Genomic DNA, 22,722 nt, shown 5'->3' on the forward strand with positions numbered 1-22,722 from the left:
GAAAGGGAAAACTCACTCCAGCCTGGCGCCGGACTCCTGGACGACCTCGCGCCAGCGGACCATCTCGGACTTGACGAACTCGCCCAGCCTGGCGTCGCGCAGGTCCTTCAGCGGCACGCTGCCGAACTTCTCGGTGACCTGCTGCATCTCGGGGTCGGCAATGGCCAGCGCGATGGCGTCGCCCAGCCGCTTGACGATCTCTGGCGGGGTCCTGGCGGGCACGAACACCGCGCTCCATGCGGTGGACTCGGCCTTGGGGAAGCCGAGTTCGCTCACGCTCGGGATCTCGGGCGCGATGGCCAGGCGTGTCTTGCCGGTGACGGCCAGCGGCTTGAGCTTGCCGGCCTTCACGAAGGGCATCACGACCACCGGGTAGTCGAACATCAGGTCGAGGTTGCCGCCCATCAGGTCGGTGAGCGCCGGGCTGCTGCCCTTGTAGGGCACGTGGGTCATCTTGATGCCGGTCGCCACCTGGAACAGCTCCGCCGTCAGGTGCGTGCCGGTGCCCGGACCGGCCGAGCCGAAGTTGAGCTTGCCGGGGTTGGCCTTGGCGTAGGCGATGAGCTCGGGCACGGTCTTGAACGGCCGCGAGGGGTTGACGACCAGGATCAGCGGCGTCTCCGACATGGCGTGCACCGGCACGAAGTCCTTCACCGGGTCGTAGCGGATGTTCTTGTACAGCGCCAGGTTGGCGGCCTGCGTGCCCTGGGTGCCGTAGATCATGGTGTAGCCGTCGGGCGGCTGGCGCGAGGCCGCCTCCACGCCGATCGAGCCGCCGGCGCCCGGCCGGTTGTCGACCACCACCGGCTGGCCGAGCTTGTCGCCCACGATCTTCGCGAGCACGCGCGAGGTGTTGTCGGTGATGCCGCCGGGCGTGAACGGCACCACGAAGGTGATCGGCCGGGTCGGCCATGTCTCGCCCGCCGCATGCGCGGCACCCAGCGTCGCGAGGGTCGCCGCAGCCGCGCACAGCCCGGCGAGCGCCTTCTTCCAGAACTTGTCCATGCATGTCTCCAGTTGGTTTTTTGGCCTCGTTTGTCTACGAGTAATCGCAATATACGTCGACTGGTCGTAGAAAGACAAGAGGAGATGTGCCGATGAATCTTGGCCGTTCAAATCGGAAACTACGGTTCCAAGAATGAACAAGACCGCAGGTTGCTCCGCTAATATTCGTGCTTGTCTACGAAATATCGGAGGAAATATGCCCACACTCGTCCCCGCCGCCGCCCGCACCATGTCCTTGCTGGAGCTGTTCGCCCGCGAAAAGCGCGAACTCTCCAACTCCGACCTCGCGCGGCTCATGGACCTGCCCGAGAGCAGTTGCTCCGACCTGCTGCACACGCTGCACGAGCTCGGCTACCTGCTGCGCACGGCGCGCAGCCGGCGCTTCTATCCAACCGCGCGGCTGCTGTCGGTGGCCAGGGAGATCTCGTCGAGCGACCCGCTCTATGCCGTGGCCTCCGAAGCCGCCGAGCTGCTGCGCGACAAGACCGGCGAAACCGGCCTGTGCGGCCGCGTCGAGGGCGGCGTGGTGAAGGTGCTGGCGTTCACCGAGGGGCGGCATCCGTTGCGCTACATGCAGAACGTGGGCGACAAGCTCAGCCTGCACGTGTCGGCGCTCGGCAAGGCCGTGCTCGCGCTGGGCACGCCCGAGGAGGCGGCGCGGCAACTTCGGCTCAAGCCGCTGCGCAAGATCGCCGAAGGCACCATCGTCGACCTTGCCGCGCTCGAGGCGCAGGTCGAGCAGGCGCGCGCGCAGGGCTGGATCTGGGTCGAGAACGAAGGCGGCGACGGCCTCTCCGCGCTCGCCGTGGCGGGCTACGTGGGCGGCGAGCCCATGGCCCTGTCCGTGGCCGGCCCCACCGACCGCCTGCGCCAGCAGCGCGAACCCTTTCTCGCGGCCCTGCAGGAAGTGCAGGCCCTCGTCTTTCGTCCACGCAACGCCCGGGAGCCCGGCGCCTCGTAGCGCACGGGCGCGGCGCGCGCCTTTTTATCCAACCTCAGGAGACAGCCAGATGAGTTTCACCCTTGACGCCGACCAGGCCCTGCTGCGCGACAGCATTCGCCGCTTCATGAAGAGCGAGGTCGCGCCGCTGATCGCGAAGCACGACGTCGAGCGGAGCTTTCCCTTCGAGCTGCTGGGCGAACTGGCGCAGTTCGGCTACATCGGCGGACGGCTGCCGGAGGCCGAGGGCGGCATGGGCATGGACCAGCTCACCTGGGCGATGCTGATGGAAGAGGCGGGCTACGCATGGCTGTCGCTGCGCACCATGCTCAACATCACCAACGGGCCGATCCACAAGATCGCGGCCGAGGGGACGCCCGAGCAGAAGGAGCGCTTCCTGAAGCCGCTGCTGGCTTCGCAGCGCCGTTGCTTCACCGCCATCAGCGAGCCCGGCACGGGCTCGAACATCGCGCAGATCCAGACCCGCGCCGACCTGAAGGACGACCACTACGTGCTCAACGGGCGCAAGCTCTGGATCACCAACGGCGCCTTCGCCGACTTCGGCATCGTGGTGGCGCGCACCTACAGCGCCGACTGCCAGGGCCAGCTGTCGACCTTCCTGGTCGAGCGCGAGGTGTCGCCCTACGAGGTGCGCCGCGTCGACACCATGGTGCTGCGCAGCACCGGCACGGCCGAACTGAACTTCGACAACGTGAAGGTGCCGCGCGCCAACCTCATCGGCGAGGAGGGCAGCGCGCTCAAGCGCATGCTGGTGGGACTGGACAGCGCGCGCGTGAACATCGCCATGGGCGCGGTCGGCGCGGCGCAGTCGGCGCTGGACCTGTCGATCGACTACGCGCGCACGCGCACCCAGTTCGGCAAGCCGATCGGCAGCTTCCAGCTGGTGCAGAAGCTCATCGTCGACATGACGGTGCGCGTGGAGGCCGCGCGGGCATTGGGCCTGCGCGCGGCCGCCGCGCTCGACTCGCAGCACGACGCGCGCATGGCCTGCTCCATCGCCAAGCTGTACGCCACCGAGGCCGCGCACGAGGTGGCCAGCATGGCGCTGCAGGTGCACGGCGGCCTGGGCTATTCCACCGACTACCCGATCGAGCGCATCTTCCGCGACACCCGCGGCGGCACCATTCCCGAAGGCACGACCGAAGTGCAGACGCTGATCGTCGGGCGCGAGATCCTCGGCATGTCGGCCATCGTCTGAAGCAACAGGAAGCACGCACCATGGAGACAACGAAGAACACCCCGGCCGACCTGTCGCGCCTGATCAACCCGCGTTCCATCGCACTCGTCGGCGCGTCCGACCGCGAGGGCAGCATCGGCGAACGCACGCTCACCAACCTGCTCACGCATTCGGAGTTCGAAGGCGACGTCTACCTCGTGAACCCCGGCAAGGCCGAGATTCGCGGCCACCGCTGCTGGCCCAGCGTGGCGGCGCTGCCCGACACGCCCGACGTGGCGGTGGTCGCGGTGCCCGCGAGCGGCGTGCTCGAGGTGATCGAGCAATGCACTGCGCGCGGCGTGAGATTCGCGGTCATCCTGAGCTCGGGCTTCGGCGAGGCCGGCGCCGAGGGCGAGCGCGAGCAGCAGCGCATGAAGGAGATCGCCGAGCGCGGCGGCCTGCGCCTGTACGGCCCCAACTGCCCCGGCCTCACCAACGTGAACAAGCGGCTGGGCCTGACCTTCTCGCCCTCGTTCCCGCACGACCTGATCAAGGGCCCGATCGGCCTGGCCACGCAGGGCGGCGGCCTGGGGCGCAACGTGATGCAGGCGATGGAGCGCGGCATCGGCATCGGCCTGTGGGCCTCCACCGGCAACGAGGTCGACCTGCAGGTGGCCGACTTCATCCACTACATGGCGGACGCGCCCGACATCAAGGTCATCGTCACGCTGCTCGAGGGCATCAAGGACGGCCCGAAATTCGTGGCCGCGGTGCAGCGCGCCGCGGCCAACGGCAAGCCGGTGATCGGGCTGAAGGTGGGCAAGTCGGAGTACGGCCGGCGCGCGGCGCAGTCGCACACCGCGTCGCTCACGGGCTCGGCCGAGGTCAACAGCGCGGTGTTCCGCCAGTTCGGCGTGATCGAGGTGGACGACATCGACGAGCTGGTCGACACGGCGTGGCTGTTCGCGCGCGCCATGCCGGGCGCGCAGGACGCGCTGGGCATCTACTGCTCGTCGGGCGGCACCGCGGCGCTTGCGGCCGACGCGGTGGGCTCGGCCGGCCTCACGCTCGCGGCCTTCACGCCCGAGACCACGGCGGTGCTGCGCGCCAAGCTGCCCGACTACGCGGCCATCGGCAACCCGGTCGACACCACGGCCATGGTGCTCAGCGACAAGACCGTGGTGGAGACCACGCTGGGCTGCGTGGCCAACGACGCCAACCTGGGCCTCACGATCGTGCCCATTGCGCTGGACTACGGCGAGACCACCACGCGCATGGCCGACAACATCATCAATGCGCAGAAGGGCTGCGCCGCGCCGATCGTGCCGATCTGGATGAGCGACCGCCTGGGCGAGGGCTACCAGCGCCTCGTGGCCGCGGGCTTTGCGCCGCCGCGCTCGGTGGGCAAGGCGATATCCGCCATCGCGCGCTGGGTGGCGTATGGGCGCTGGAAGCGGGCGAACCCGGTGATTCATCCGCTCGCGCTGCCACCGCTGGCCGCGCCGATCGGCGAAGGCGCAACGCGCAGCCTGTCCGAAGCGCAGGCCAAGCAGCGGCTGCGCGAAGCCGGCGTGGCGCTGCTGCCGAACGTGCTCGCCACCTCGGCCGACGAGGCGCGCGCGCTGGCCGACCGCATGGGCTACCCGGTGGTCGCCAAGATCGCGAGCGGGCAGATCGTGCACAAGTCGGACATCGGCGGCGTGCGGGTCGGCCTGCAGGACGGCGCGCAGGTGGCCGCGGCCTGGCGCGACATCATGGCTTCGGTCGCACAGCACCAGCCGCAGGCGAAGATCGATGGCCTGCTGATCGAGAAGATGGCGCCGCGCGGCGGCGTGGAGCTGATGATCGGCGTCACGCGCGACCCGGTGTTCGGCCACGTGATGACCTTCGGGCTGGGCGGCATCTACGTGGAGATCTTTCGCGACGTCACGCGCCGCCTGCTGCCGATCGGTCCGCGCGACGCGGCGGCGATGGTGCGCGAGATGCGCTGCTTCGCGCTGCTCGACGGCGCGCGCGGCCGGCCCGCGGCCGACGTGGCCGCGCTCGAGGAGTTGCTGGTGCGCATCTCCGACTTCGTGGTGCGCCACGGCGAGCGCATCGAGGAGATGGACCTGAACCCGGTGTGGGTCGGCGCGAAGGGCGAGGGCGCCATGCCGCTCGACGCGGTGATCATCGAGCGCAGCGGAGGCGCCGCATGACGGGCACCGCTGCCAGGTCTCAAGCCCAGCACCCGGCCCAGCACCCGGCCCAGCACCAGGCCCAGCCCCAACCGCCTTTGGCGGGCATCACCGTCATCGACTTCAGCGAGTTGTTGCCCGGCCCGTTCTTCACGCAAAGCCTGGCCGAGCTCGGCGCGCGCGTCGTCAAGATCGAGCGTCCCCCCGGCGGCGACAACGTGCGCCGCATGGGCCCCGGTGTGTTCGAGGCGGTGAACCGCGGCAAGCAGAGCCTGCTGGCCGACCTGAAGGACGAGGCGCAGCGCGCGGAGGTGCGCGCGCTCATCGCCAAGGCCGACGTGGTGGTCGAGTCGTACCGGCCCGGGGTGATGGCGCGGCTGGGGCTCGATGCGGCCAGCCTGCTCGCCGAGTTTCCGCGGCTCATTTATGTGTCCTTGAGCGGCTACGGACAGGAAGGGCCGTGGGCCGGCCTGCCGGGCCACGACATCAACTACCTTGCCGCCGCCGGCGTGCTCGCGGTGTCGGGCGTGCCCGGCCAGGGGCCGGCACAGAGCTTCGGCTTGCCCGTGGCCGACCTGTGCGGCGCGATGTATGCGCTGTCGTCGACGCTGGCAGCCCTGTACCAGCGGGAGCACACGGGGCGGGGCCAGCATCTCGACGTGGCGCTGGCCGATTGCGCGCTGCACTGGATGAACCCGCGCGTGGGCGCCTACCGCGAGGCCGGAGCCGTCACGCTGGAGGCACAGCGCGAGGCCACGCTGGTCAAGCCTGCGTACGGTGCCTTCGCCTGCCGCGACGGGCGGCACGTGTCCATTGCCGCGCTCGAAGACCACTTCTGGGCGCGTCTTTGCGAAGCGCTCGACCTCGCGCCCTACGGCGGCGAGGCGTTCCGCGCGATGAAGGCGCGCAAGGCCGTGGCCGGCGCCATCAACGCGCGCATCGCCGAGCTGCTGGCGGCCAGCGACGCGGACGAGGTCTTCGCGCTGCTGCAGCGGCACGACGTGCCGGCCGCGCCGGTGGTCGAACCTTCGCGCGTGGCCGCGGTGTCCCAGTTCGCGCAGCGCGGCAAGTTCGAGGGCGGTGGTGTGCTGCCCGTGGCGCGCTACCCGGTACCGATGACCGGTGTGGTGCCGGGCCGGCTCGGCGGCGCGCCGGCGCTCGACAGTGCGCGGGGCTGACGCCGTGCCGCCGGTCTTTCGCACGCGCATCACCGAGCTGTTCGGCATTGCGCACCCGATCCTCGGCGGCGGGCTGATGTGGCTCTCCGGCGCGGACTACGTTGCCGCGCTGGTCAACGCAGGCTGCATGGGCTTCATCACGCCGCGCTCGTTCGACAGCGACGAAGACTTCGCGCAAGCGCTGGTGCGGTGCAGCGCGCTGACCGGCGGCAAGCCCTTCGGCGTGAACCTCACGCTGTCGAGCCGGCCCGAGGCCAACGCGGCCGTGCGGCGCTGGCTCGACATCGCGCTGGCGCACGGCGTGCGCTTCTTCGAGACCGCGGGCTACGCGCCGACCGAGCTGATCGGCACGTTGCACGAAGCCGGCGCCGTCGTGCTGCACAAGGCGCCGAGCATCCGCCATGCGCTGTCGGCCGAACGCGCAGGGGCCGACGCCATCGCGCTGATCGGCATGGAGGAGGGCGGCCACCCCGGCACCAACGAGCTTCCCACCATGCTGATGGGCGCGCTGGCCGCGGAGCAGTTCCGCGTGCCCGTGGTGCTCGGCGGCGGCATCGGCCACGGCCGCCAGCTGGCGGCGGTGCTGGCGCAGGGCCACGAGGGCGTGATGATGGGCAGCCGCTTTCTGGTGTGCGAGGAAATCGGCGCGCACCGTGGCTACAAGGAGCACCTGCTCGGCTGCGACGAGCATTCCACCGTGCGCCTGCTTCATACGCTGGGCAACACCTGGCGCGTGCTGCGCAACGACACCGCGCGCCGCATCGACGAGATCGAGCGCGCCGGCGCGGCCGACCATGCGGCCTTCGGCGATCTGATCAGCGGGCGGGTTGCGCGCGACCATTGCTATGCACAAGGCGACTGGCAGCGCGGCATGCTGTCGCTCGGGCCTTCCATCGCGTTCGCCAAACGCATCGAGCCGCTGGCCGGCATCGTGGCCCAGTTGCTGGACGAGGCGCGCGCGTCGCTCGGCCGGCTTTCTTCACTTGCACAGGTCCCTGCATGACGAAACGACGACTGCCTTTTCTCGATCGGCTCGCGCTGCCCGTCATTGCGGCGCCGATGCTGCGCGTGTCGGGCATCGAACTGGTGTCGGCCGCCTGCCGTGCAGGTGTGGTGGGCGCGTTTCCGACGGCCAACTGTGCGTCGCTGGACGAGTTCGATGCGTGGCTTCGGCGCCTGGGCGACGAGGCAAGGGCGGCCGTGGCTGCCGGCTCCGGTGGCCGGCCGCATGCGCCCTGGTGCCCCAACCTCATCATGCGGCGCGACCCCGCGAAGGTGAAAGCCGAGGTTGACATCATCGTGCGCCACCGCGCGGAAGTGGTGATCACCAGCGTGGGCTCGCCCGCCTCGGTGATCCCCGCGCTGCATGACGGCGGCTGCCTGGTGCTGGCGGACGTGGCCTCGGTGCACCATGCCGAGCGCGCCATCGAAGCCGGTGCCGACGGCCTGGTGCTGCTGACGGCCGGCGCGGGAGGACACACCGGCTGGGCCAACCCGTTCGCTTTCGTGCGGGCCGTGCGGGCCATGTTCGACGGGCCGGTCGTGCTGGCCGGAGGCCTGTCGGACGGCGTTGCGCTCAAGGCCGCCACGGTGCTGGGCTGCGACCTGGGCTCGATGGGCACGCGCTTCATCGCCACGCGCGAGAGCCTCGGCTCCGCGCCCTACAAGCAGATGCTCGCGCAGAGTTCGCTGGACGATGTGATGACCACGCGCGCCTTCACCGGCCTGCCCGCGAACTTCCTGCGGCCCTCCGTGGTGCAGGCGGGGCTCGATCCCGCGGCGCTCGACGAGGCGGTGTCGGTGCAGGAGGCGCGCAGCCGCTTCGGTGGCGGCTCGGAGGGCGCGGTGGTCCAGCGCTGGGCCGACCTGTGGAGCGCGGGGCACTCCGTCTCCGGCGTGGCGGGGCTGCCGACGGTGGCCGAACTGGTGGGCACGCTTCGCGCGGAGTTCGGCGGCGGCACCTGACGCGGGCATGCGGCAGGGCGCCGCTGCGGCATTCGGGGGCCGCCGTGCAGACATCGCGCATCGGCGGGACAATGGCCGCCCCTTGGCCCGCCCGGTGGGCCAGGGCTGCCAACCCGAACCCCTCCGCGCATGTCTTCCCCGCCCGCCGCTTCGTCTGCCTCATCGGCCCCTCCCGCCCCTCCTGCGCCTTCCGCACCTTCCGCGTCTCCTTCACCCTCCTTTTCCCTCTGGCGCATCGCCGTGCCCGCCTTCGGCCCGTCGCTGCTGTTCGGGCTGGGCGAGGGCGCGATCCTGCCGATCGTGCCGCTGACGGCGCGCGAGCTGGGCGCCTCGGTGCCCATCGCCGCGCTGATGGTCGCGCTGATCGGCATCGGCTCGCTGTTCAACAACATCCCGGCCTCGATGATCACCATCCGCTGGGGCGAGCGCTGGGCGATCGTCGCGGCGGGCGTGTGGAGCGGCCTGGGCATGGCGCTGTGCGTGGGCACCTCGCACCTGGGCCTGTTCGCGCTCGGTTGCTTCATGGTGGGCATGTCGCAGTCGGTCTACAACCTCGCGCGGCAAAGCTACATGACCGAGGCCGTGCCCATCGAGTACCGCGCGCGGGCGCTGTCGACGCTGGGCGGCGTCATGCGCATCGGCATGTTCGCCGGGCCCTTTCTCGCGGCGGGCGCGGTGCACGTGTTCGGGCTGTCGGCAGCCTATGTGCTCGGCATCGTCGCGGTGCTGGGCGCGGCGGCGCTGGGCGCGCGCATTCCCGACCTGGAGATGCCGCCGGTGCCGCACGGGCAGGCGGCGCCCGCGTCGACCACCATCGCGTCGACGCTGCGCGACCACCGGCGCGTGTTCCTCACGCTGGGCATCGGCGTGGTGCTGGTGAGCGCGGTGCGCGCATCGCGCCAGGCGGTGATTCCGCTGTGGGCCGACCACCTCATGCTGGCGCCGTCGGTGGCGTCGCTGGTCTACGGGCTGGCCGGCGCGGTCGACATGCTGGTGTTCTACCCGGCCGGCAAGGTCATGGACAAGAAGGGCCGGCGCTGGGTCGCGGTGCCGTCGATGCTCATCATGGGGCTGGCGATGCTGCTGATGCCCTTGACGACCGGCACCTTCACGCTGCTGCTGGCGGCGCTGGCCATCGGCTTCGGCAACGGCATCGGCTCGGGAATGATCATGACCCTGGGCGCCGACCACTCGCCGCGCCACGGGCGCGCGCACTTCCTCGGCGTGTGGCGGCTGATGTCTGACATCGGCTCCTCGTGCGGGCCGGCGCTGCTGTCGTTCCTGGCGGGCAGCCTGTCGCTGGCCGCGGGCATCGCGGTGACGGGGCTGATCGCGTTCGCCGCGGCGGGGACGCTGGCGTACTGGATTCCGCGGCGGCCGCGCGGCTGAGGAACGGCTGCGCGGGCTGGATGCGGCGGTGCGTACGCCGGGTGCGGCGGTGAGCGATGTAGTACCTCAGTCTAAAATAATGATAACTATTCGTATCGCCCGCGGCCAAAGCGAGCGTGGCCAGGAGAAAACATGTCTGCAGGAGGGCCCACATCGCAACAGCACGTGCATGCGCTTTACTGCGAGCACCATGGCTGGTTGTTCGGCTGGCTGCGCCGCAAGCTGGGGTCCGCCGACAATGCCGCCGACCTGATGCAGGACACCTTCGTTCGCATCATTTCCTCCCGCGACACGCTTCTCGGCGTCCGGGAGCCCCGGGCGTTCCTGGTGACCACCGCCAAGCGCCTGATGGTGGACCAGGCCCGGCGCAAGCGCGTCGAAGACGCCTACCTGCACGAACTGACGATGGCCGCGGCGCACCTCGGCAGCCCGCCTTCGCCCGAGCAGCTTCTGGAGACCCTGCAGGCCCTGGCGCACATCGAGATGGCGCTCGACGGCCTGTCGGCGAAGGCGCGCCAGGCGTTCCTGCTGCACTACCTCGACGGTGAAACCCACGTCGGCATCGCGTCCCAGCTCGGCGTGTCGACCCGGATGATCCAGAAGTACCTGGTCCAGGCGCTCGTGCATTGCCACCGGCATGCGGGGGACTGAGTGCAGCTGCGCGAACCCGACCCGTCGAACCTGGCGCAGCAGGCCTCCGAGTGGCTCGTGCTGCTGACCTGCGACGACCCGGCCGAGCGCGCTCGCGGGCAGGCGGGCTTCAGCGCCTGGAAGGCGGCCGATGCGCGCCACGCGCGGGCGGCGGCGCGCATCGAGGCTTTCATCGGCCAGGTCGAAGGCGTGCGCCAGGCCACCGACGGCAATCCCCGTCCGGCGCATGCGGCCCTCGACGCGGTCTACGAAGGACAGCGTCAGGTGCGCCGCACGGGGCGCCGACGCGCCGGCGTCGCGCTGCTCGTGGCCATCGCCGTGGCGGTGCCGGTGTGGTTCACCGCGTCGGTCCCGGCACCCGCGCACCTGCTGGCGGACGTGCGCAGCTCAGAGCGCGAATGGGTCAGCCAGACCCTGCCGGACGGCACGCGCATCACGCTGAGCGGCGCGAGCGCCATCGACCTGCACTTCGACGAGAAGAGCCGCACGGTCGAGCTGCTGTCGGGCGACATTCGCGTGGACGTTGCCAAGGACGCGCAGCGGCCTTTCTATGTGCAGACGCCGCTGGCCCGCATTCGCGCGCTCGGCACCCGGTTCGCGGTCAGCCACGAGAAAGGCAAGTCGAGCCTGGAGATGTTCGAATCCCAGGTCGCCGTGCAGGCGCTTCCCCTGCCCGCCGCCGTCGACGACGCCAGCGGCAACAGCAACAGCAACAGCAACGGCAACGGCAACATCTACGAGAAGGCCACCGTGGTCCGCGCCGGAGAACGGGTCGAGCTGACCCGCCAGGGCATCGGGCAGATCGAGCGCATCGATGCCGAGCGGGTCGAGAACGGCTGGCGGCAGCACCAGCTGGTGCTGGTCGACCGACCCCTGTCCGAGGTGCTGGCGCAGCTGGCGCGGCACCGCCCGGGAGGCATTCACTACGACAGCCGGCAGCTCGCGTCGCTGCGCGTGTCCGCCGTGTTGCCGCTGGACAGGCCGGACGAGGCGCTGCAGCTGCTGCAGACCAGCTTCCCCGAGCTGCGGCTGCGCTTCCTCGCCGATCGCTGGGTCTGGGTCGACCTTCGGGCCGCGCCGCAAAAAAACTAGCCCGCAGGGGTTCCGGATCTTCGTTCTCGTTCGTCATTGCTGATGAACCTAACGAAAGAGGAAGTTCCTACCCGTGACCCAACCAAAGAATCCGGCGCCGCGCAGCCGCTCGCTGTCCCTCGCGCTGGCACTGCAGCTGGGCCTTGCAGCGGCGAGCGTCGCGGCGCCCGGCGCGGCGCTGGCCCAGCCACGGAACTACAGCATTCCCGCCGGCCCCCTGGGCCCGGCACTGACGCGCTTCGCCCAGGAGGCGGGCGTCTCCATGGCCCTGGACGCGCGTCGCGCGGCCAACCTGCGATCGCCGGGGCTGAGCGGTTCGCACGGCGTGGACGAAGGCTTCGCGCTGCTGCTGCAAGGCACCGGCTACGCCGTCGAGAAAACGGGCGTGGGCTATCGCCTGGTGCCTGTCGCACCGCAGGCCGGGGCGCGCACGTCGGGCGCCTCTTCCGTCTCCGCGGCGCCCGTTGCCAGCGGTGCGGTCACGCCGCCGGCAGCCGCGGCGACCGGCGATGCGCCTGTCTTCAGCCCGCGCGCGTCGCTCGAGGAAGTGACCGTCTCCGCGTCCCGCTCGAACATGGAAGCGGCCAAGGCGCCCCAGACCGTGCAGATCCTCGACAAGGAAGAGATCGAGCAGCAGCTGGCCATCTCGTCGAACTCGTCGGATGCGTTGAGCAACCTGATCCCGTCGTACTCGCCCAGCCGCGGCAAGATGAACGGCAGCGGCGAGACCCTGCGCGGGCGCACGCCGCTGATCCTGATCGACGGCGTGCCGCAGTCCAACCCGATCCGCCCCACCGGGCGCGAGGCCCACACCATCGACTTCTCGATGCTCGAGCGCATCGAGGTGATCCAGGGCGCCAACGCCATCAACGGCCTGGGCGCCACCGGCGGCACCATCAACCTGATCACGCGCCGCCCGGAGAAGGGCAGCTTCAACCAGCACCTGGACGTGCAGACCACCATGCCCACGTCGCGCATCGGCGGCGACACGATGGGCTACAAGACCACCTACCGCGCCGACGGCCGCTTCGACAAGCTCGACTACCTGTTCGGCTTCAGTTTCGAGGACCAGGGCCTGTACCGCGACGCCAAGGGCCGCGCCATCGGCGCGGACAACACGCAGGGCGACCTGATGGACTCGCGCAGCCACGACTTCCTCGGCAAGATCGGCTACTGGCTCGACGCCAACCAGCGCCTGCAGTTCTCGATGAACCGCTACCGCATCAAGTCGAAGGCCAGCTACACCGGCGTGGCCGGCGACCGGGAACGGGGCATTCCCACCACCTCCGTTGAGGCGACGCCGCCGGGCACGCCGCCGTGGAACGACGTGTGGACCACCAGCGCCAGCTACAACCACTACGACCTGGGCGGCATGGAGCTGTCGGCCATGGTGTTCCACCAGAAGTTCGAGGCGCTCTTCGGTGCCGACAACTCGTCGACCTTCCAGGACACGCGCATCGCGCGCAACGGCACGCTGTACGACCAGTCGCGCGCCTCGTCGTCGAAGACCGGCAGCAAGGTCAGCCTGACCAAGTCGGACCTGTTCGACAGCCGCATGAAGATCACCGGCGGCTTCGACACGCTGTTCGACAGCGGCGAGCAAGACCTCTACACCACCGGCCGCACCTATGTGCCGCCTTCCAAGTACCGCAACCTGTCGCTGTTCACGCAGGCCGAGTTCAAGCTGCTGGACACCCTCACGCTGCACGGCGGCGTGCGCAAGGAAATCGCCGACCTGGAGGTGGACTCCTACCGCACGCTGGCGCGCTACAACCGCGTGGCCGTGCAGGGCGGCAAGCTCAAGTTCAACAAGACGCTCTTCAACACCGGCCTGGTGTTCGAGCCCGTCAAGGACCTGAACCTGTACACCAGCTACTCCGAAGGCTTCGGCATGCCCGACGTGGGTCGCGTGCTGCGCGCCATCAACATCCCCGGCCAGAGCATCGACAACCTGAGCACCCTCGCGCCCATCGTCACGCAGAGCGTGGAGGTGGGCGGACGCTACAAGCGCGGCGACTGGGACTTCGACGCCAGCTACTTCCGCTCGGCGTCGGACTACGGCGCGCGCGTGGTGCGCGTGGGCGATGCGTTCATGACGGCACGCGAGAAGAACCGCATCGAGGGCATCGACGTCGGCGCGGGCTACCGGCTGAACCGCGCCCACAGGTTCAAGGTGTCCTATTCGCGCACCAAGGGCCGCTACGACAGCGACGACAACGGCAGCCTCGACACCACGCTCGACGGCCTGAACGTGTCGCCCGACCGCCTGATCGCCACCTGGTCGGCCGACTGGAACGACCGGCTGTCTTCCTTCCTGCAGGTGCAGCACGCCTTCAGCCGGCGCTTCGACGACCCGCAGAAGAACTTCAAGGGCTACGCGCTGGTGGACGTGAGCCTGCGCTACAAGCTGCCCAAGGGCAGCGTGCGCCTGGCGGTGAGCAACCTGTTCAACCGCAACTACATCACCTACTACTCGCAGAGCGCGCTGGTGGAGCCGCTGCGCTACTTTGCCGGCCGGGGCCGCACGCTGACGCTGGGCTACTCGGTCGACTTCTGAGGATGGTTCACGCGCGTGTGTTCCTGCGCCTCGTTGCGGCGCTGGGCGGCGGCTACGGCGTGGCCAGCCTGGCCGTGTCGGTGGCCGTGGCCTTGCTGGTGCGTTGCGGCCTGGCGGGCGCCGAGGCGGTGGTGGCGGCGGCCATGGCGGGCTTCGTGCTGTACCTTGCCATCCTGCTGTGGGGCCTGGCCTGCGAGAGCGTGGCGCGCCTGTGCTGCGGGCTCGGCGCGGCGGCCGCGGCCCTGTGCGGCGTGTGGTGGGCCGCGCGCTGATGGCCGGCTTCCGGAGGCGCCTGAGCGGCGTGCACAGCTGGGCCGGCGTGGTCTTCGGCGGCCTGCTGTTCGCCGTGTTCTGGATGGGCACGCTGAGCGTGTTCGACCGGGAAATCGATCGCTGGATGATGCCGTCCACGCGGCTGGCCGCCGCGCCCCGGCTCCCGTCGCTGGACCCGTTGGCGGCCGCGGTGGCGCCGTTGATTCCCGCCGGCGCGCGCCAGTGGCGCATCGACCTGCCGACCCCCCGCACGCCCGTGCTGCGCTTCACGGCCCAGCGCCCCGGCGGCCCCGCGGTCAGCCAGCTGCTGAACCCGCGGGACTTCGCGCCGCTGGGCGACCCCGCCACGCTGGGCGCGAGCGGGTTCTTCTTTCCGTTTCACTACGGCCTGCTCATCTCCTGGAAGGAGCTCGGCAAGTGGATGGTGGGCACGGCCGCCATGGCCATGCTGGTGCTGCTGGTGGCGGGCGTGGTGATCCACCGCAAGCTGCTGGCCGACTTCTTCACCTTCCGCCCGCGCAAGCGCCTGCCGCGCAGCACGCTCGACCTGCACAACGTGACCGGCGTGATCGGCCTGCCGTTTCACTTCCTCATCACGCTGTCGGGCCTGGTGATCTTCTTCAACATGTACTTTCCGTTCGCGTACCAGGGCGCGTTCGACGCCGGCGCCAAGGGGCAGTCGCAGTTCCAGTCGCAGTCCTACGGCCGCTACAGCCGCGCACGCGCCGGCACGCCGGGAACGCTGTCGTCGCTCGACGCCATGGCGGCGCAGGCCGGGCGCGAGTGGGGCGGGGGTGTGCCGTACTTCGTGCGCGTGTGGCACCCGGGCGATGCCAACAGCTACGTGGAGCTGCGCCGCTCCTATGCCGGCGAGGTGACGATGAACCTCGACCAGCTCTACTTCGACGCCGCCACCGGCCGGCTGCTGCAACGCTTCCAGGCCGGCCCGGCCATGGGCGTGCAGCGCTTCCTGTCGGGCCTGCACTTCGTCCAGTTCAACCACTGGCCGCTGCGCTGGCTCTACTTCGTGCTGGGCCTTTCGGGTTGCCTGATGATCGCGACCGGCCTGGTCTTCTGGGTCGAGGCGCGTCCTGCCGACGCCAGGCGCACCCCCAAGCCGGGGCGGCGCGTGGTGCTGGGCCTGTGCGTCGGCAGCGTCACCGGCCTCTTCATCGCCACGCTGGCCTACCTGGCGGCCAATCGCCTGTTGCCTGCCGAGGCCGGCCTGGCGGGCAGCAGCCGCTCCGGCCTGGAGGTCTCGACCTTCTTCCTGGCGTGGCTGGCCTGCTTCGGCCATGCCGCATGGCGTGGGGCGCGTGCGTGGCGCGAACAGGTCGCGTGCATCGGCGTGCTGGCCTGCCTGTGCGTGGCAGCGAACGCATGGACCACCGGCGCGTACGGCGCCGCGGCACCGCCGTTGCCGGCGGCGGTGTGGGGCGTGGACCTCGCATTGCTCGTCAGCGCGCTGGCCGCTGCCTGGGTCTGGCGCAGGCTGGCGCGTGGCCGCGTCGGAACTGCGAAGGCCTGACGATGTCGTTGCTGCTGTTGTGCCTTGCCGCCGTCGCCGGCTATGCCGCATGGGCGTGCGCGGCGCTGTCCATGCCCGTGCACTGGCATGCGATTCGCGCGCTGTCTCGGCGTGGACCCCCTTCGCGCCGGCTGATGCGGGCGTTGGCGCTGGCCTTCGCCGGAGCAGCAGGTGGCCTGTGCATCCTGCGCGACGGCTGGGGCCTGGGCACGCTCCTGGGCGTGTGCATCGCGTGCACGAGCGCCTACGCGGTGGTGCTGACCCTGTCCTGCTTCGACGGGAAGGGCGCACCCGGTGCAGGTGCGCGCGGCGGCCCGGGTGTCTAGTCAGTGCGCCTGGCGCATGCCCCTGCGCGCACCCTGCGGCGTCATGCCGAACTGCCGCTTGAATGCGGTGCTGAAGTTCGCGGCGTGGCCGTAGCCGACCTCCAGCGCAATCTGCGCAATGCTGAGCCGGCCGTCTTCGATGAGCCCGCGTGCGCGCGTCAGCCGCGCATTGCCGACGTATTCGAAAAGAGGAACGCCGAACACTTCGCGAAAGCGGCGGGCGAGGTGGCTTTCGCTGAAGCCGAAACGCTTGGCCAGGTTGCGCATCTCGAGCGCCTCGTGCAGGTTCGCGTCGATGTAGCGCTTGACCGGCATCAGACGTTCGCGGGTTCGCGCACCGGCGGTGTCGGACGCGGCATCGTCGAAGCGCCGGGTGAGAAAGGTGTGCAGCAGCGCGAAGGCCTTCGACTCGGCGTAGATGCCGCGAAAGGCGTCTCCTTGCGGCTCGCCGAGCAGCGCCAGCGCAATGTCGTACTGCGCGGCATCGATCGGAAAGCGCGCCAGTTCGAACTGCTGCGGAGCGCCGCGAACGAAGGTGCCGAACGGCCCGCGAAGCGTCTCGCCGGACAGCCCCAGCTCGTCCATGAGAAAGCTGCGCGAGCAGCACAGCGTGACCGAGCGTTCCTTGACCTCGCTGGCAAAGCACTCTTCCTTGGCCAGCCCCGGCGGCTGCAGCAGCGTGCTCACGCTCATGGCGCTCACGGTCTGCGCGCCGACCGCGCCGGGCTGCCCGACGAAGCTCTCGCCTTCGAGGCGAAAGTGCAGCTTGATGAAGTCGCCGCTGCGGTACACCTCGCGGCTGGGTTCGACATGGTTGACGTGCCCCAGCGCAACGTAGAAGCCCGGGCGAAAGCACAGGAACTCCCGCCGCCCCTGCGCGCGCCCGATCGGCGTCAGCGTCAGGCCCTGCGTGCGACCCCAGCTGCGCGCCGACTCCAGGGCATGGGCAGAAGGTAGGCTGAATGGCATGTCCATGCGCAGGGTCCCCGATCCTTGTTGACGAGGATCGCAAGCATACGCCCGCACTTCAGGGCCCGTGAGAGAGAAAACGCAGGCCCTTGTCGATGACCTGGCGCGACTGGTCGACGAGGCTGCGCTGCCAGGCGGCGTCGTCGGGATAGAAGAAATCGAGCAGCTCGCGCCGCACGCCCGGCAGCTGCGTGCGGCCCAGGCCGCGGGCCCATTCGCGCTGGTCGCGCACCAGCAGGTCGAGCATGTGGCGCGGGCGCCCCGTGCCGAACTCCAGCACGCCGGCCGTCACACGCGCGTGCGGCAGCGCGCGCTCGTAGCCGGGCGTGGTGTGCCCTGCGACGGGCGAGAAGTCGTCGGGCGCGCTGCCCTCGTGCACGGCAACCACCCACCGGCCGAAGGCCTCGCGCATGCGCTGCAGGTCGTCTCCCTGCTGGAGCGCGACGATCGATCCGTAGCTGTACGGGCCCAGGCCCGTGTGGTAGTCGACGATGCACACGTCCGTCGCCGCTGCGCAATGACGCCGCAGCACCGCCTCGATGGTCATGCGCGACCACGTGGGCGCCTGTCCACCGAAGCCCATGCCGTTCGGCACGGTGTACTGGCCGGCCATCAGTGCGTTGTAGAGCGCGTCGTTGCCCCTGGCCTTGGCGAAGGCCGCAAGCATCGCGTCGCCGCGCGCTGCGGCATCGGTGTCCTGCGGGTCGAGGTCGATCGCGGCGTGCAGCGGGTCGTAGGCGCAGGATGCCGGCGATGCAGGCAGCGCCGAATGGTCGATGAAGTTGCGGCAGAGATCGACGTTGTCTTCGGTGTAGCGCCGCAGCCAGGATGCGCCCCAGGGGTTGATGGCATGCACCAGCACGACGGCGGTGTCGGGCGGCAGCTCGGTGCGGTGCTGGGTCAGCAGCCAGTCGACCTGGCAGCCCGAGCCGGCGAACAGTTCCACCCCGTGCACGCCCGAGGTCAGCACCAGCACGCGCCTGGCATTGGCCGGGCCGACGCGCACCACGTCGGTCGAGAGCATCTCGCGTTGCGCGCCGGCCAGCGGGTGCGCATAGGTCTGCGGCGTGAGGCCGCGCAGCGTGCAGGCCGCGAGAAACTTGTCGCGTGCCGTCGCGTAGTCGGCGCTGAACAGGGTGTCGGGGTGCATCGTCAGTCGATCTGGAAGCCCGACTCGCGAATGATCGGCTGCCACAGCGCGAGCTCGCTGCGCACCGCATCGTGCAGCTGCTGCGGGTTGCCGGCCGCCGTGTCGAAGCCCGCGGTCGCCAGGTTGGCGGTGGTGGCCGGCAGCGCCGCGACCTCGAGCACGCCGGCGTTGACGCGGTCGATGTAGGCCTGCGCCGTGCCGGGCGGCGCGAACAGGCCGACCCAGCTCGAGCTTCCCAATGACTTGAAGCCCAGCTCGCCGAAGGTCGGCACTTCGGGCACGGCCTTGCTGCGCCGCGGGCCGGTCACCGCGAGCACGCGGATCTTGCCGGTCTTGTGCGAGGGCAGCAGCCCGCCCAGCGCATCGACGCCGGCCGGAATCTGGTTGCCGATCAGGTCGGCCAGCAGCGGCGCGCCGCCCTTGTAGGGCACCGGCATAAGCTCGACGCCTTCCTGCTTGCCCACCACGTAGCCGACGAAGTGCGGCGAGCTGCCGGCCGCGGGCACGCCGAAGTTGCGGGCCTGCGGCGTGGCGCGCGCCAGCGCGATGTATTCCTTCAGCGTCCTGGCCGGCTGCTCGGCGCTCACCGCCCATGCGACTTCGAAGGTGGCGAGCCGGGCCACCGGCGCGAAGTCTTTCACCGGGTCGTAGCGCACCGTGCGCGAGGTCAGCGGCAAGGTCGAGAACATGTGGCTGTTGCCCAGCAGCAGCGTGGTGCCGTCCGGGCGCAGCGCGCGGAACTGTTCGGCCGCGAGCTGGCCGCCCGCGCCGGGCTTGTTGTCCACGATCACGTTCACGCCCAGGCGCCGCTGCAGGCCCTCCGCGTAGATGCGCGCCACCGCGTCGGCCGTGCCGCCCGCCGGGTAGCCGACCACCAGCCGGATCGTGCGCGGCAGTTCCGGCGCAGCGGGCTGCGCGGCGGCCAGGCGCGGCCACAGCGCGCTGCCCGCGACACCGGCCGGCAGCAAAGACAAAAGGTCGCGTCGCTTCATCGGGGCTGCTCCAGGAAAGTTGAAAAGGGTGGGCGCCGTCGCCGCGCCCGGGGACCCTGGCGTGCTGTTGCGGTGCCGTGCCAAAGCTCAGGCGGTGAGCAGCCGTTCGCCGCGCGCCAGTTGCTGCGCGTAGGTCTCGGCATCGAGGTTGGCGCCGCAGACGATGAGCCCGGTGCGCGCGCCGCGCAGCTCGTCGCGCAGCGGACCCAGCAGCGCGGCAAGCGCCGTGGCGCCCGCCGGCTCGACGGCCAGCTTGGCGTCGCGGAACATGACGGCCATCGCGCGGCAGATCTCGTCGTCGCTCACGGTGACGATGCGCTCCATGTAGCGGCGGCACAGGCCGTAGGCCATCGGCAGCGTCATGGGCGGCGCCAGGCTGTCGGCAATGGTCGAGAGCTTTTCCATGCGCTGCGGCGAACCGGCTTCGAAGCTGCGCCGCATGACGTCGGCGCCTTCGGGCTCGATGCCGATCACGCGGCACGACGGCAGCATCTTGCGAATGGCCGCGGCCACGCCGCTGCCCAGCCCGCCGCCGCCCACGGCGACCAGCACCACGTCGAGGTCTGGCGCCTGCTCGGCGAACTCGAGGCCCAGCGTGGCGGTGCCCAGCGACACGGCCTCGCCCTCGAACGGATGGATGAAGCTGCGCTGCTCGTCGCGCACCAGCGCCTCGGCCATGGCGAAGCCGGTTGCGCCGTCGGGCGCGACCAGCAGTTCGGCGCCGTACGAGCGGGCCAGGGCCGCGCGCGCCGGGTTGGCGCTGGCCTGGATCACGATCTTTGCGCTCACGCCGGCTTCGCGTGCCGCGAACGCCGCGGCCACCGCGTGGTTGCCCGCGCTCACGGCCGTGATGCCGAGCGCCTTCTGCGCGGGCGACAGGCGCCGCACCGAGTTCAACGCGCCCCGCGCCTTGAAGGTGCCGGTACGCTGGAACAGCTCCAGCTTCATGACGACGTCGGCGCGGCCCAGCAGCCGCTCGACGGTGGCGCCGTGCAGCGGGGCGACGGGTGTGCGCAGCAGCGCACCGGCGTTGGCGCGGGCGGTCTCGCGGATCGCTGCGAGCTCGAGGTCGAAGGCCGGGTTCGTGTTCGTGTTCGGGTCTGGAAGTTGTGTGTTCATGCCATCAGTCTCCGGCCGGGGGGCGGTTGCGCGCAATGGCTTCGATCTCGACCAGCGCGCCCGGCACCATGAGGTCGGCGCGCACGGTGGAGCGTGCCGGCGCCGGCGCTTGCGTCGCGGCGAAGACCGCGGCGTAGCTGCAGTTGAATTCAGCGAAGTCGCCCACGCGGCCCAGCCATACCGTCGTCTTCACGACGTCGGCGAGGCCGAGGCCTTCGGAGCGCAGGATGTCGTCGATGCGTCCCAGGCAACGCCTGGTCTGCTCGCCGACCGTGTCGCCCGCAATGAGCGAGTGTTCGTCGAACGCCATCTGGCCGCTGACGAACACCCAGTCGCCGTCGCGGCGGGCCGAGGAGAAGTAGGGCGCGGCAGAGGCGTGGGGGCCTGCTGCGGGAACCGGCAAGGATGCGTGGGGCATGCATGGCAGTCTATGAATCGACCGCTTGCCTGTCTTTTGCATGGCGACCTGAATCCTTTGCGCGCTCTTCTTTTTCTTCTCGTGCTCCTCCTTGTGCTCCGTCCTTGTTCAGGCCGCCATCAGCGCGCGCGCCTTGGGCAGTGCCGGCTTCAGGCGCAGGCTGGCGATGCCCGCGCCCGCGGCCGCCTTGAAGGCGCGTGCCGTCACCCGCGACTCGCTGCCCAGCTTGAAGACGCCCACGGCCTGCACCAGGCTGCCCGCCTGCTCCTGCAGCGAGGCGGCCGACGCGGTGGCCTCTTCGACCAGCGCGGCGTTCTGCTGCGTGACCTGGTCCATCTGCGTGATCGCCTGGTTGATCTGCTCGATGCCCGAGGTCTGTTCCTGCGTGGCGGCGGTGATCTCGCTCATGATGTTCGTCACGCGCTGCACGCTCGTCACGATCTCTTCCATGGTGCGCCCGGCGGTGCCGACCATCGCGGTGCCCGCGTTCACGTTGCCCACCGAGTCGGCGATCAGTTCCTTGATCTCCTTGGCCGCCGCGGCCGAGCGTTGCGCCAGATTGCGCACCTCGGAGGCGACCACCGCGAACCCGCGGCCCTGCTCGCCGGCGCGCGCGGCTTCCACCGCGGCGTTCAGCGCCAGGATGTTGGTCTGGAACGCGATGCCGTCGATCACGCCGATGATGTCGACGATCTTCTTCGACGAGCTTTCGATGTGGCCCATGGTGGCAATCACTTCGCTGACCACCTTGCCGCCGCGCACGGCGACTTCGGTGGCCGACATGGCCAGCCGGTTCGCCTGCAGCGCGTTGTCCGAGTTCTGCTTGACCGTGCTGGTGAGCTCCTCCATCGACGCCGCGGTCTGCTCGAGCGAGCTGGCCTGCTCCTCGGTCCGCGACGAGAGGTCGTGGTTGCCGGCGGAGATCTGCTGGGAGGCCGACGCGATGGTTTCCGCGCCGTTGCGCACGCCGCTGACCACCTCGACCAGGCTGTCGCGCATGCGCTTCATGGCCATCATCAGGCTGCCGGTGTCGCCGGGCCGTGTCTCGATGGGAACGGCAAGGTCGCCTTGCGCAATGCGCCGCGCCGCGTCCGCCGCGTCGCCGGGTTCACCGCCGAGCTGGCGTGTCAGCACGCGCGAAGTGACCAGGCCGATCGCGATGCCGACCAGCACGCCGCCGGCCGTGAGAACGGCCAGCATCGTGCGGATGCGGTTGTAGACCGCGTCCGTTTCCTTGTGCAGCGCTTCCGCGTTCGACTGCTTCAGTTCGATCATTTCGGTCATCAGGTCGTCGGCCTTGTCGCCCAGTGCGCGCACGTCGCCGAAGAGCTTGCTCGCCGATTCGCGCGCCTCGCCGAGCGGCTCTGTGTTCAAGGTGGCGATGACGCCGCCAAGGCCTTCACCGTAGGCCAGGGCCGCGGCGCGCGTGCGCTGGACCAGGTCGCGCCCGTGCTGGGTGACGAACTTCGGGTCCGACTTGTCGAGCTCGTTGTGCAGCTGCTTCAGACGGTCCTGCACGATGGCCAGTTGCTGCTTGCGGTCTTCCTCGGTGCGCGAGAGAACGGCCGTGCGAACGCCGCGGCCGGCAGCCAGCAGGTGCATGTTGGCTTCCGCGACATGCCTCAGCCCGACGGTGTCCCGCTGGAACATGAGGCTGGCCATGCTGTTCATCTGGGCCGCCTTCAGGATGCCCTGAATCCCGATGATGGCGCCGATGGCGGCGACGATCAGAAACCCGCCGACCAGCTTGGTCTTGACTTTCAATCCAATGAACCACTGCATGCGATCTCCTTTGAGTGTCTAGGTCTTCTTCAGG

General features: G+C 70.1%; 20 protein-coding genes. 13 read left to right on the forward strand and 7 right to left on the reverse strand.

The genetic code is table 11. The annotated features are described in order from the left end of the window. Nucleotides 1-12 precede the first annotated feature (12 nt). Nucleotides 13-1,005 carry a Bug family tripartite tricarboxylate transporter substrate binding protein gene (locus BM004_RS23300; RefSeq protein ID WP_093217203.1) on the reverse strand — a complete coding sequence of 331 codons (993 nt, stop codon included), beginning with the start codon at nt 1,003-1,005 and terminating at the stop codon, nt 13-15. Nucleotides 1,006-1,201: 196 nt separating this feature from the next. On the opposite strand from BM004_RS23300, the gene BM004_RS23305 reads away from it, so the two are divergent. The 13 genes from BM004_RS23305 (at nt 1,202) to BM004_RS23365 (ending at nt 16,258) form a co-directional block, all read left to right on the forward strand. Then, nucleotides 1,202-1,966 carry an IclR family transcriptional regulator gene (locus tag BM004_RS23305; RefSeq protein ID WP_093217206.1) on the forward strand — a complete coding sequence of 255 codons (765 nt, stop codon included), beginning with the start codon at nt 1,202-1,204 and terminating at the stop codon, nt 1,964-1,966. 49 nt (nt 1,967-2,015) lie between these two features. Then, complete coding sequence (locus tag BM004_RS23310; protein WP_093217209.1) at nt 2,016-3,164, forward strand: acyl-CoA dehydrogenase family protein; 1,149 nt, start codon at nt 2,016-2,018, stop codon at nt 3,162-3,164. A gap of 20 nt (nt 3,165-3,184) precedes the next feature. Further along, nucleotides 3,185-5,320 carry an acetate--CoA ligase family protein gene (locus BM004_RS23315; RefSeq protein WP_093217211.1) on the forward strand — a complete coding sequence of 712 codons (2,136 nt, stop codon included), beginning with the start codon at nt 3,185-3,187 and terminating at the stop codon, nt 5,318-5,320. Continuing rightward, the gene (locus BM004_RS23320) at nt 5,317-6,477 is read left to right on the forward strand and encodes a CaiB/BaiF CoA transferase family protein (protein ID WP_093217214.1); all 1,161 of its coding nucleotides are present in this window, start codon (nt 5,317-5,319) and stop codon (nt 6,475-6,477) included. Before BM004_RS23315 ends, BM004_RS23320 begins: the two co-directional genes overlap by 4 nt. Nucleotides 6,478-6,481: 4 nt before the next feature. Continuing rightward, the gene (locus BM004_RS23325) at nt 6,482-7,480 is read left to right on the forward strand and encodes an NAD(P)H-dependent flavin oxidoreductase (RefSeq protein WP_093130331.1); all 999 of its coding nucleotides are present in this window, start codon (nt 6,482-6,484) and stop codon (nt 7,478-7,480) included. Beyond that, nucleotides 7,477-8,442 carry an NAD(P)H-dependent flavin oxidoreductase gene (locus BM004_RS23330; RefSeq protein WP_093217216.1) on the forward strand — a complete coding sequence of 322 codons (966 nt, stop codon included), beginning with the start codon at nt 7,477-7,479 and terminating at the stop codon, nt 8,440-8,442. Before BM004_RS23325 ends, BM004_RS23330 begins: the two co-directional genes overlap by 4 nt. A 129-nt stretch (nt 8,443-8,571) precedes the next feature. Continuing rightward, a complete protein-coding gene (locus tag BM004_RS23335) occupies nt 8,572-9,831 on the forward strand; it encodes an MFS transporter (protein ID WP_093130072.1) in 1,260 nt (419 codons plus the stop codon). Between the two features lie 165 nt (nt 9,832-9,996). Then, a complete protein-coding gene (locus tag BM004_RS23340; RefSeq protein ID WP_371270343.1) occupies nt 9,997-10,482 on the forward strand; it encodes a sigma-70 family RNA polymerase sigma factor in 486 nt (161 codons plus the stop codon). Continuing rightward, nucleotides 10,483-11,574: a FecR family protein gene (locus BM004_RS23345; protein WP_256220006.1), complete on the forward strand. Its 1,092-nt coding sequence runs from the start codon at nt 10,483-10,485 to the stop codon at nt 11,572-11,574. A 73-nt stretch (nt 11,575-11,647) separates the two neighbouring features. Beyond that, nucleotides 11,648-14,131 (forward strand): TonB-dependent receptor, encoded by a 2,484-nt coding sequence (locus BM004_RS23350; RefSeq protein ID WP_256220007.1) that lies wholly within the window; start codon nt 11,648-11,650, stop codon nt 14,129-14,131. A gap of 2 nt (nt 14,132-14,133) precedes the next feature. Continuing rightward, complete coding sequence (locus BM004_RS23355) at nt 14,134-14,403, forward strand: hypothetical protein (protein ID WP_093217221.1); 270 nt, start codon at nt 14,134-14,136, stop codon at nt 14,401-14,403. Further along, nucleotides 14,403-15,932, forward strand: a complete 1,530-nt coding sequence (locus BM004_RS23360) for a PepSY-associated TM helix domain-containing protein (RefSeq protein WP_256220008.1) — start codon at nt 14,403-14,405, stop codon at nt 15,930-15,932. The genes BM004_RS23355 and BM004_RS23360 overlap by 1 nt, the downstream gene beginning before the upstream one ends. Before the next feature lie 2 nt (nt 15,933-15,934). Further along, a complete protein-coding gene (locus BM004_RS23365; protein WP_093217224.1) occupies nt 15,935-16,258 on the forward strand; it encodes a DUF3325 family protein in 324 nt (107 codons plus the stop codon). Here BM004_RS23365 and BM004_RS23370 read toward each other — a convergent pair whose 3' ends face one another. The 6 genes from BM004_RS23370 to BM004_RS42425 form a co-directional block, all read right to left on the reverse strand. Beyond that, complete coding sequence (locus BM004_RS23370) at nt 16,259-17,233, reverse strand: helix-turn-helix domain-containing protein (RefSeq protein WP_093217226.1); 975 nt, start codon at nt 17,231-17,233, stop codon at nt 16,259-16,261. It lies immediately after the preceding gene. Between the two features lie 52 nt (nt 17,234-17,285). Further along, complete coding sequence (locus BM004_RS23375) at nt 17,286-18,377, reverse strand: DUF2817 domain-containing protein (RefSeq protein ID WP_093217229.1); 1,092 nt, start codon at nt 18,375-18,377, stop codon at nt 17,286-17,288. Between the two features lie 2 nt (nt 18,378-18,379). After that, on the reverse strand, nt 18,380-19,369 hold the full coding sequence (locus BM004_RS23380; protein ID WP_093217232.1) for a tripartite tricarboxylate transporter substrate-binding protein: 990 nt from the start codon (nt 19,367-19,369) through the stop codon (nt 18,380-18,382). 87 nt (nt 19,370-19,456) lie between these two features. Then, nucleotides 19,457-20,488 carry a pyridoxal-phosphate dependent enzyme gene (locus BM004_RS23385; protein ID WP_093217234.1) on the reverse strand — a complete coding sequence of 344 codons (1,032 nt, stop codon included), beginning with the start codon at nt 20,486-20,488 and terminating at the stop codon, nt 19,457-19,459. Nucleotides 20,489-20,492: 4 nt separating this feature from the next. After that, complete coding sequence (locus BM004_RS23390; protein ID WP_093217237.1) at nt 20,493-20,906, reverse strand: RidA family protein; 414 nt, start codon at nt 20,904-20,906, stop codon at nt 20,493-20,495. A gap of 108 nt (nt 20,907-21,014) precedes the next feature. Beyond that, entirely contained in the window at nt 21,015-22,688 is a 1,674-nt protein-coding gene (locus BM004_RS42425; RefSeq protein WP_305727954.1) for a methyl-accepting chemotaxis protein, read from the reverse strand. Nucleotides 22,689-22,722 lie beyond the last annotated feature (34 nt).

This window comes from Variovorax sp. OK212, assembly GCF_900112425.1.
GTDB lineage: Bacteria > Pseudomonadota > Gammaproteobacteria > Burkholderiales > Burkholderiaceae_C > Variovorax.

Excerpts from the sequence above, each read along its gene's own strand:
- BM004_RS23300 (WP_093217203.1), bottom strand. The coding sequence starts at position 1,005 with ATGGACAAGTTCTGGAAGAAGGCGCTCGCCGGGCTGTGCGCGGCTGCG.
- BM004_RS23305 (WP_093217206.1), top strand. The coding sequence starts at position 1,202 with ATGCCCACACTCGTCCCCGCCGCCGCCCGCACCATGTCCTTGCTGGAG.
- BM004_RS23310 (WP_093217209.1), top strand. The coding sequence starts at position 2,016 with ATGAGTTTCACCCTTGACGCCGACCAGGCCCTGCTGCGCGACAGCATT.
- BM004_RS23315 (WP_093217211.1), top strand. The coding sequence starts at position 3,185 with ATGGAGACAACGAAGAACACCCCGGCCGACCTGTCGCGCCTGATCAAC.
- BM004_RS23320 (WP_093217214.1), top strand. The coding sequence starts at position 5,317 with ATGACGGGCACCGCTGCCAGGTCTCAAGCCCAGCACCCGGCCCAGCAC.
- BM004_RS23330 (WP_093217216.1), top strand. The coding sequence starts at position 7,477 with ATGACGAAACGACGACTGCCTTTTCTCGATCGGCTCGCGCTGCCCGTC.
- BM004_RS23335 (WP_093130072.1), top strand. The coding sequence starts at position 8,572 with ATGTCTTCCCCGCCCGCCGCTTCGTCTGCCTCATCGGCCCCTCCCGCC.
- BM004_RS23355 (WP_093217221.1), top strand. The coding sequence starts at position 14,134 with ATGGTTCACGCGCGTGTGTTCCTGCGCCTCGTTGCGGCGCTGGGCGGC.
- BM004_RS23360 (WP_256220008.1), top strand. The coding sequence starts at position 14,403 with ATGGCCGGCTTCCGGAGGCGCCTGAGCGGCGTGCACAGCTGGGCCGGC.
- BM004_RS23365 (WP_093217224.1), top strand. The coding sequence starts at position 15,935 with ATGTCGTTGCTGCTGTTGTGCCTTGCCGCCGTCGCCGGCTATGCCGCA.
- BM004_RS23370 (WP_093217226.1), bottom strand. The coding sequence starts at position 17,233 with ATGGACATGCCATTCAGCCTACCTTCTGCCCATGCCCTGGAGTCGGCG.
- BM004_RS23375 (WP_093217229.1), bottom strand. The coding sequence starts at position 18,377 with ATGCACCCCGACACCCTGTTCAGCGCCGACTACGCGACGGCACGCGAC.
- BM004_RS23380 (WP_093217232.1), bottom strand. The coding sequence starts at position 19,369 with ATGAAGCGACGCGACCTTTTGTCTTTGCTGCCGGCCGGTGTCGCGGGC.
- BM004_RS23385 (WP_093217234.1), bottom strand. The coding sequence starts at position 20,488 with ATGAACACACAACTTCCAGACCCGAACACGAACACGAACCCGGCCTTC.
- BM004_RS23390 (WP_093217237.1), bottom strand. The coding sequence starts at position 20,906 with ATGCCCCACGCATCCTTGCCGGTTCCCGCAGCAGGCCCCCACGCCTCT.
- BM004_RS42425 (WP_305727954.1), bottom strand. The coding sequence starts at position 22,688 with ATGCAGTGGTTCATTGGATTGAAAGTCAAGACCAAGCTGGTCGGCGGG.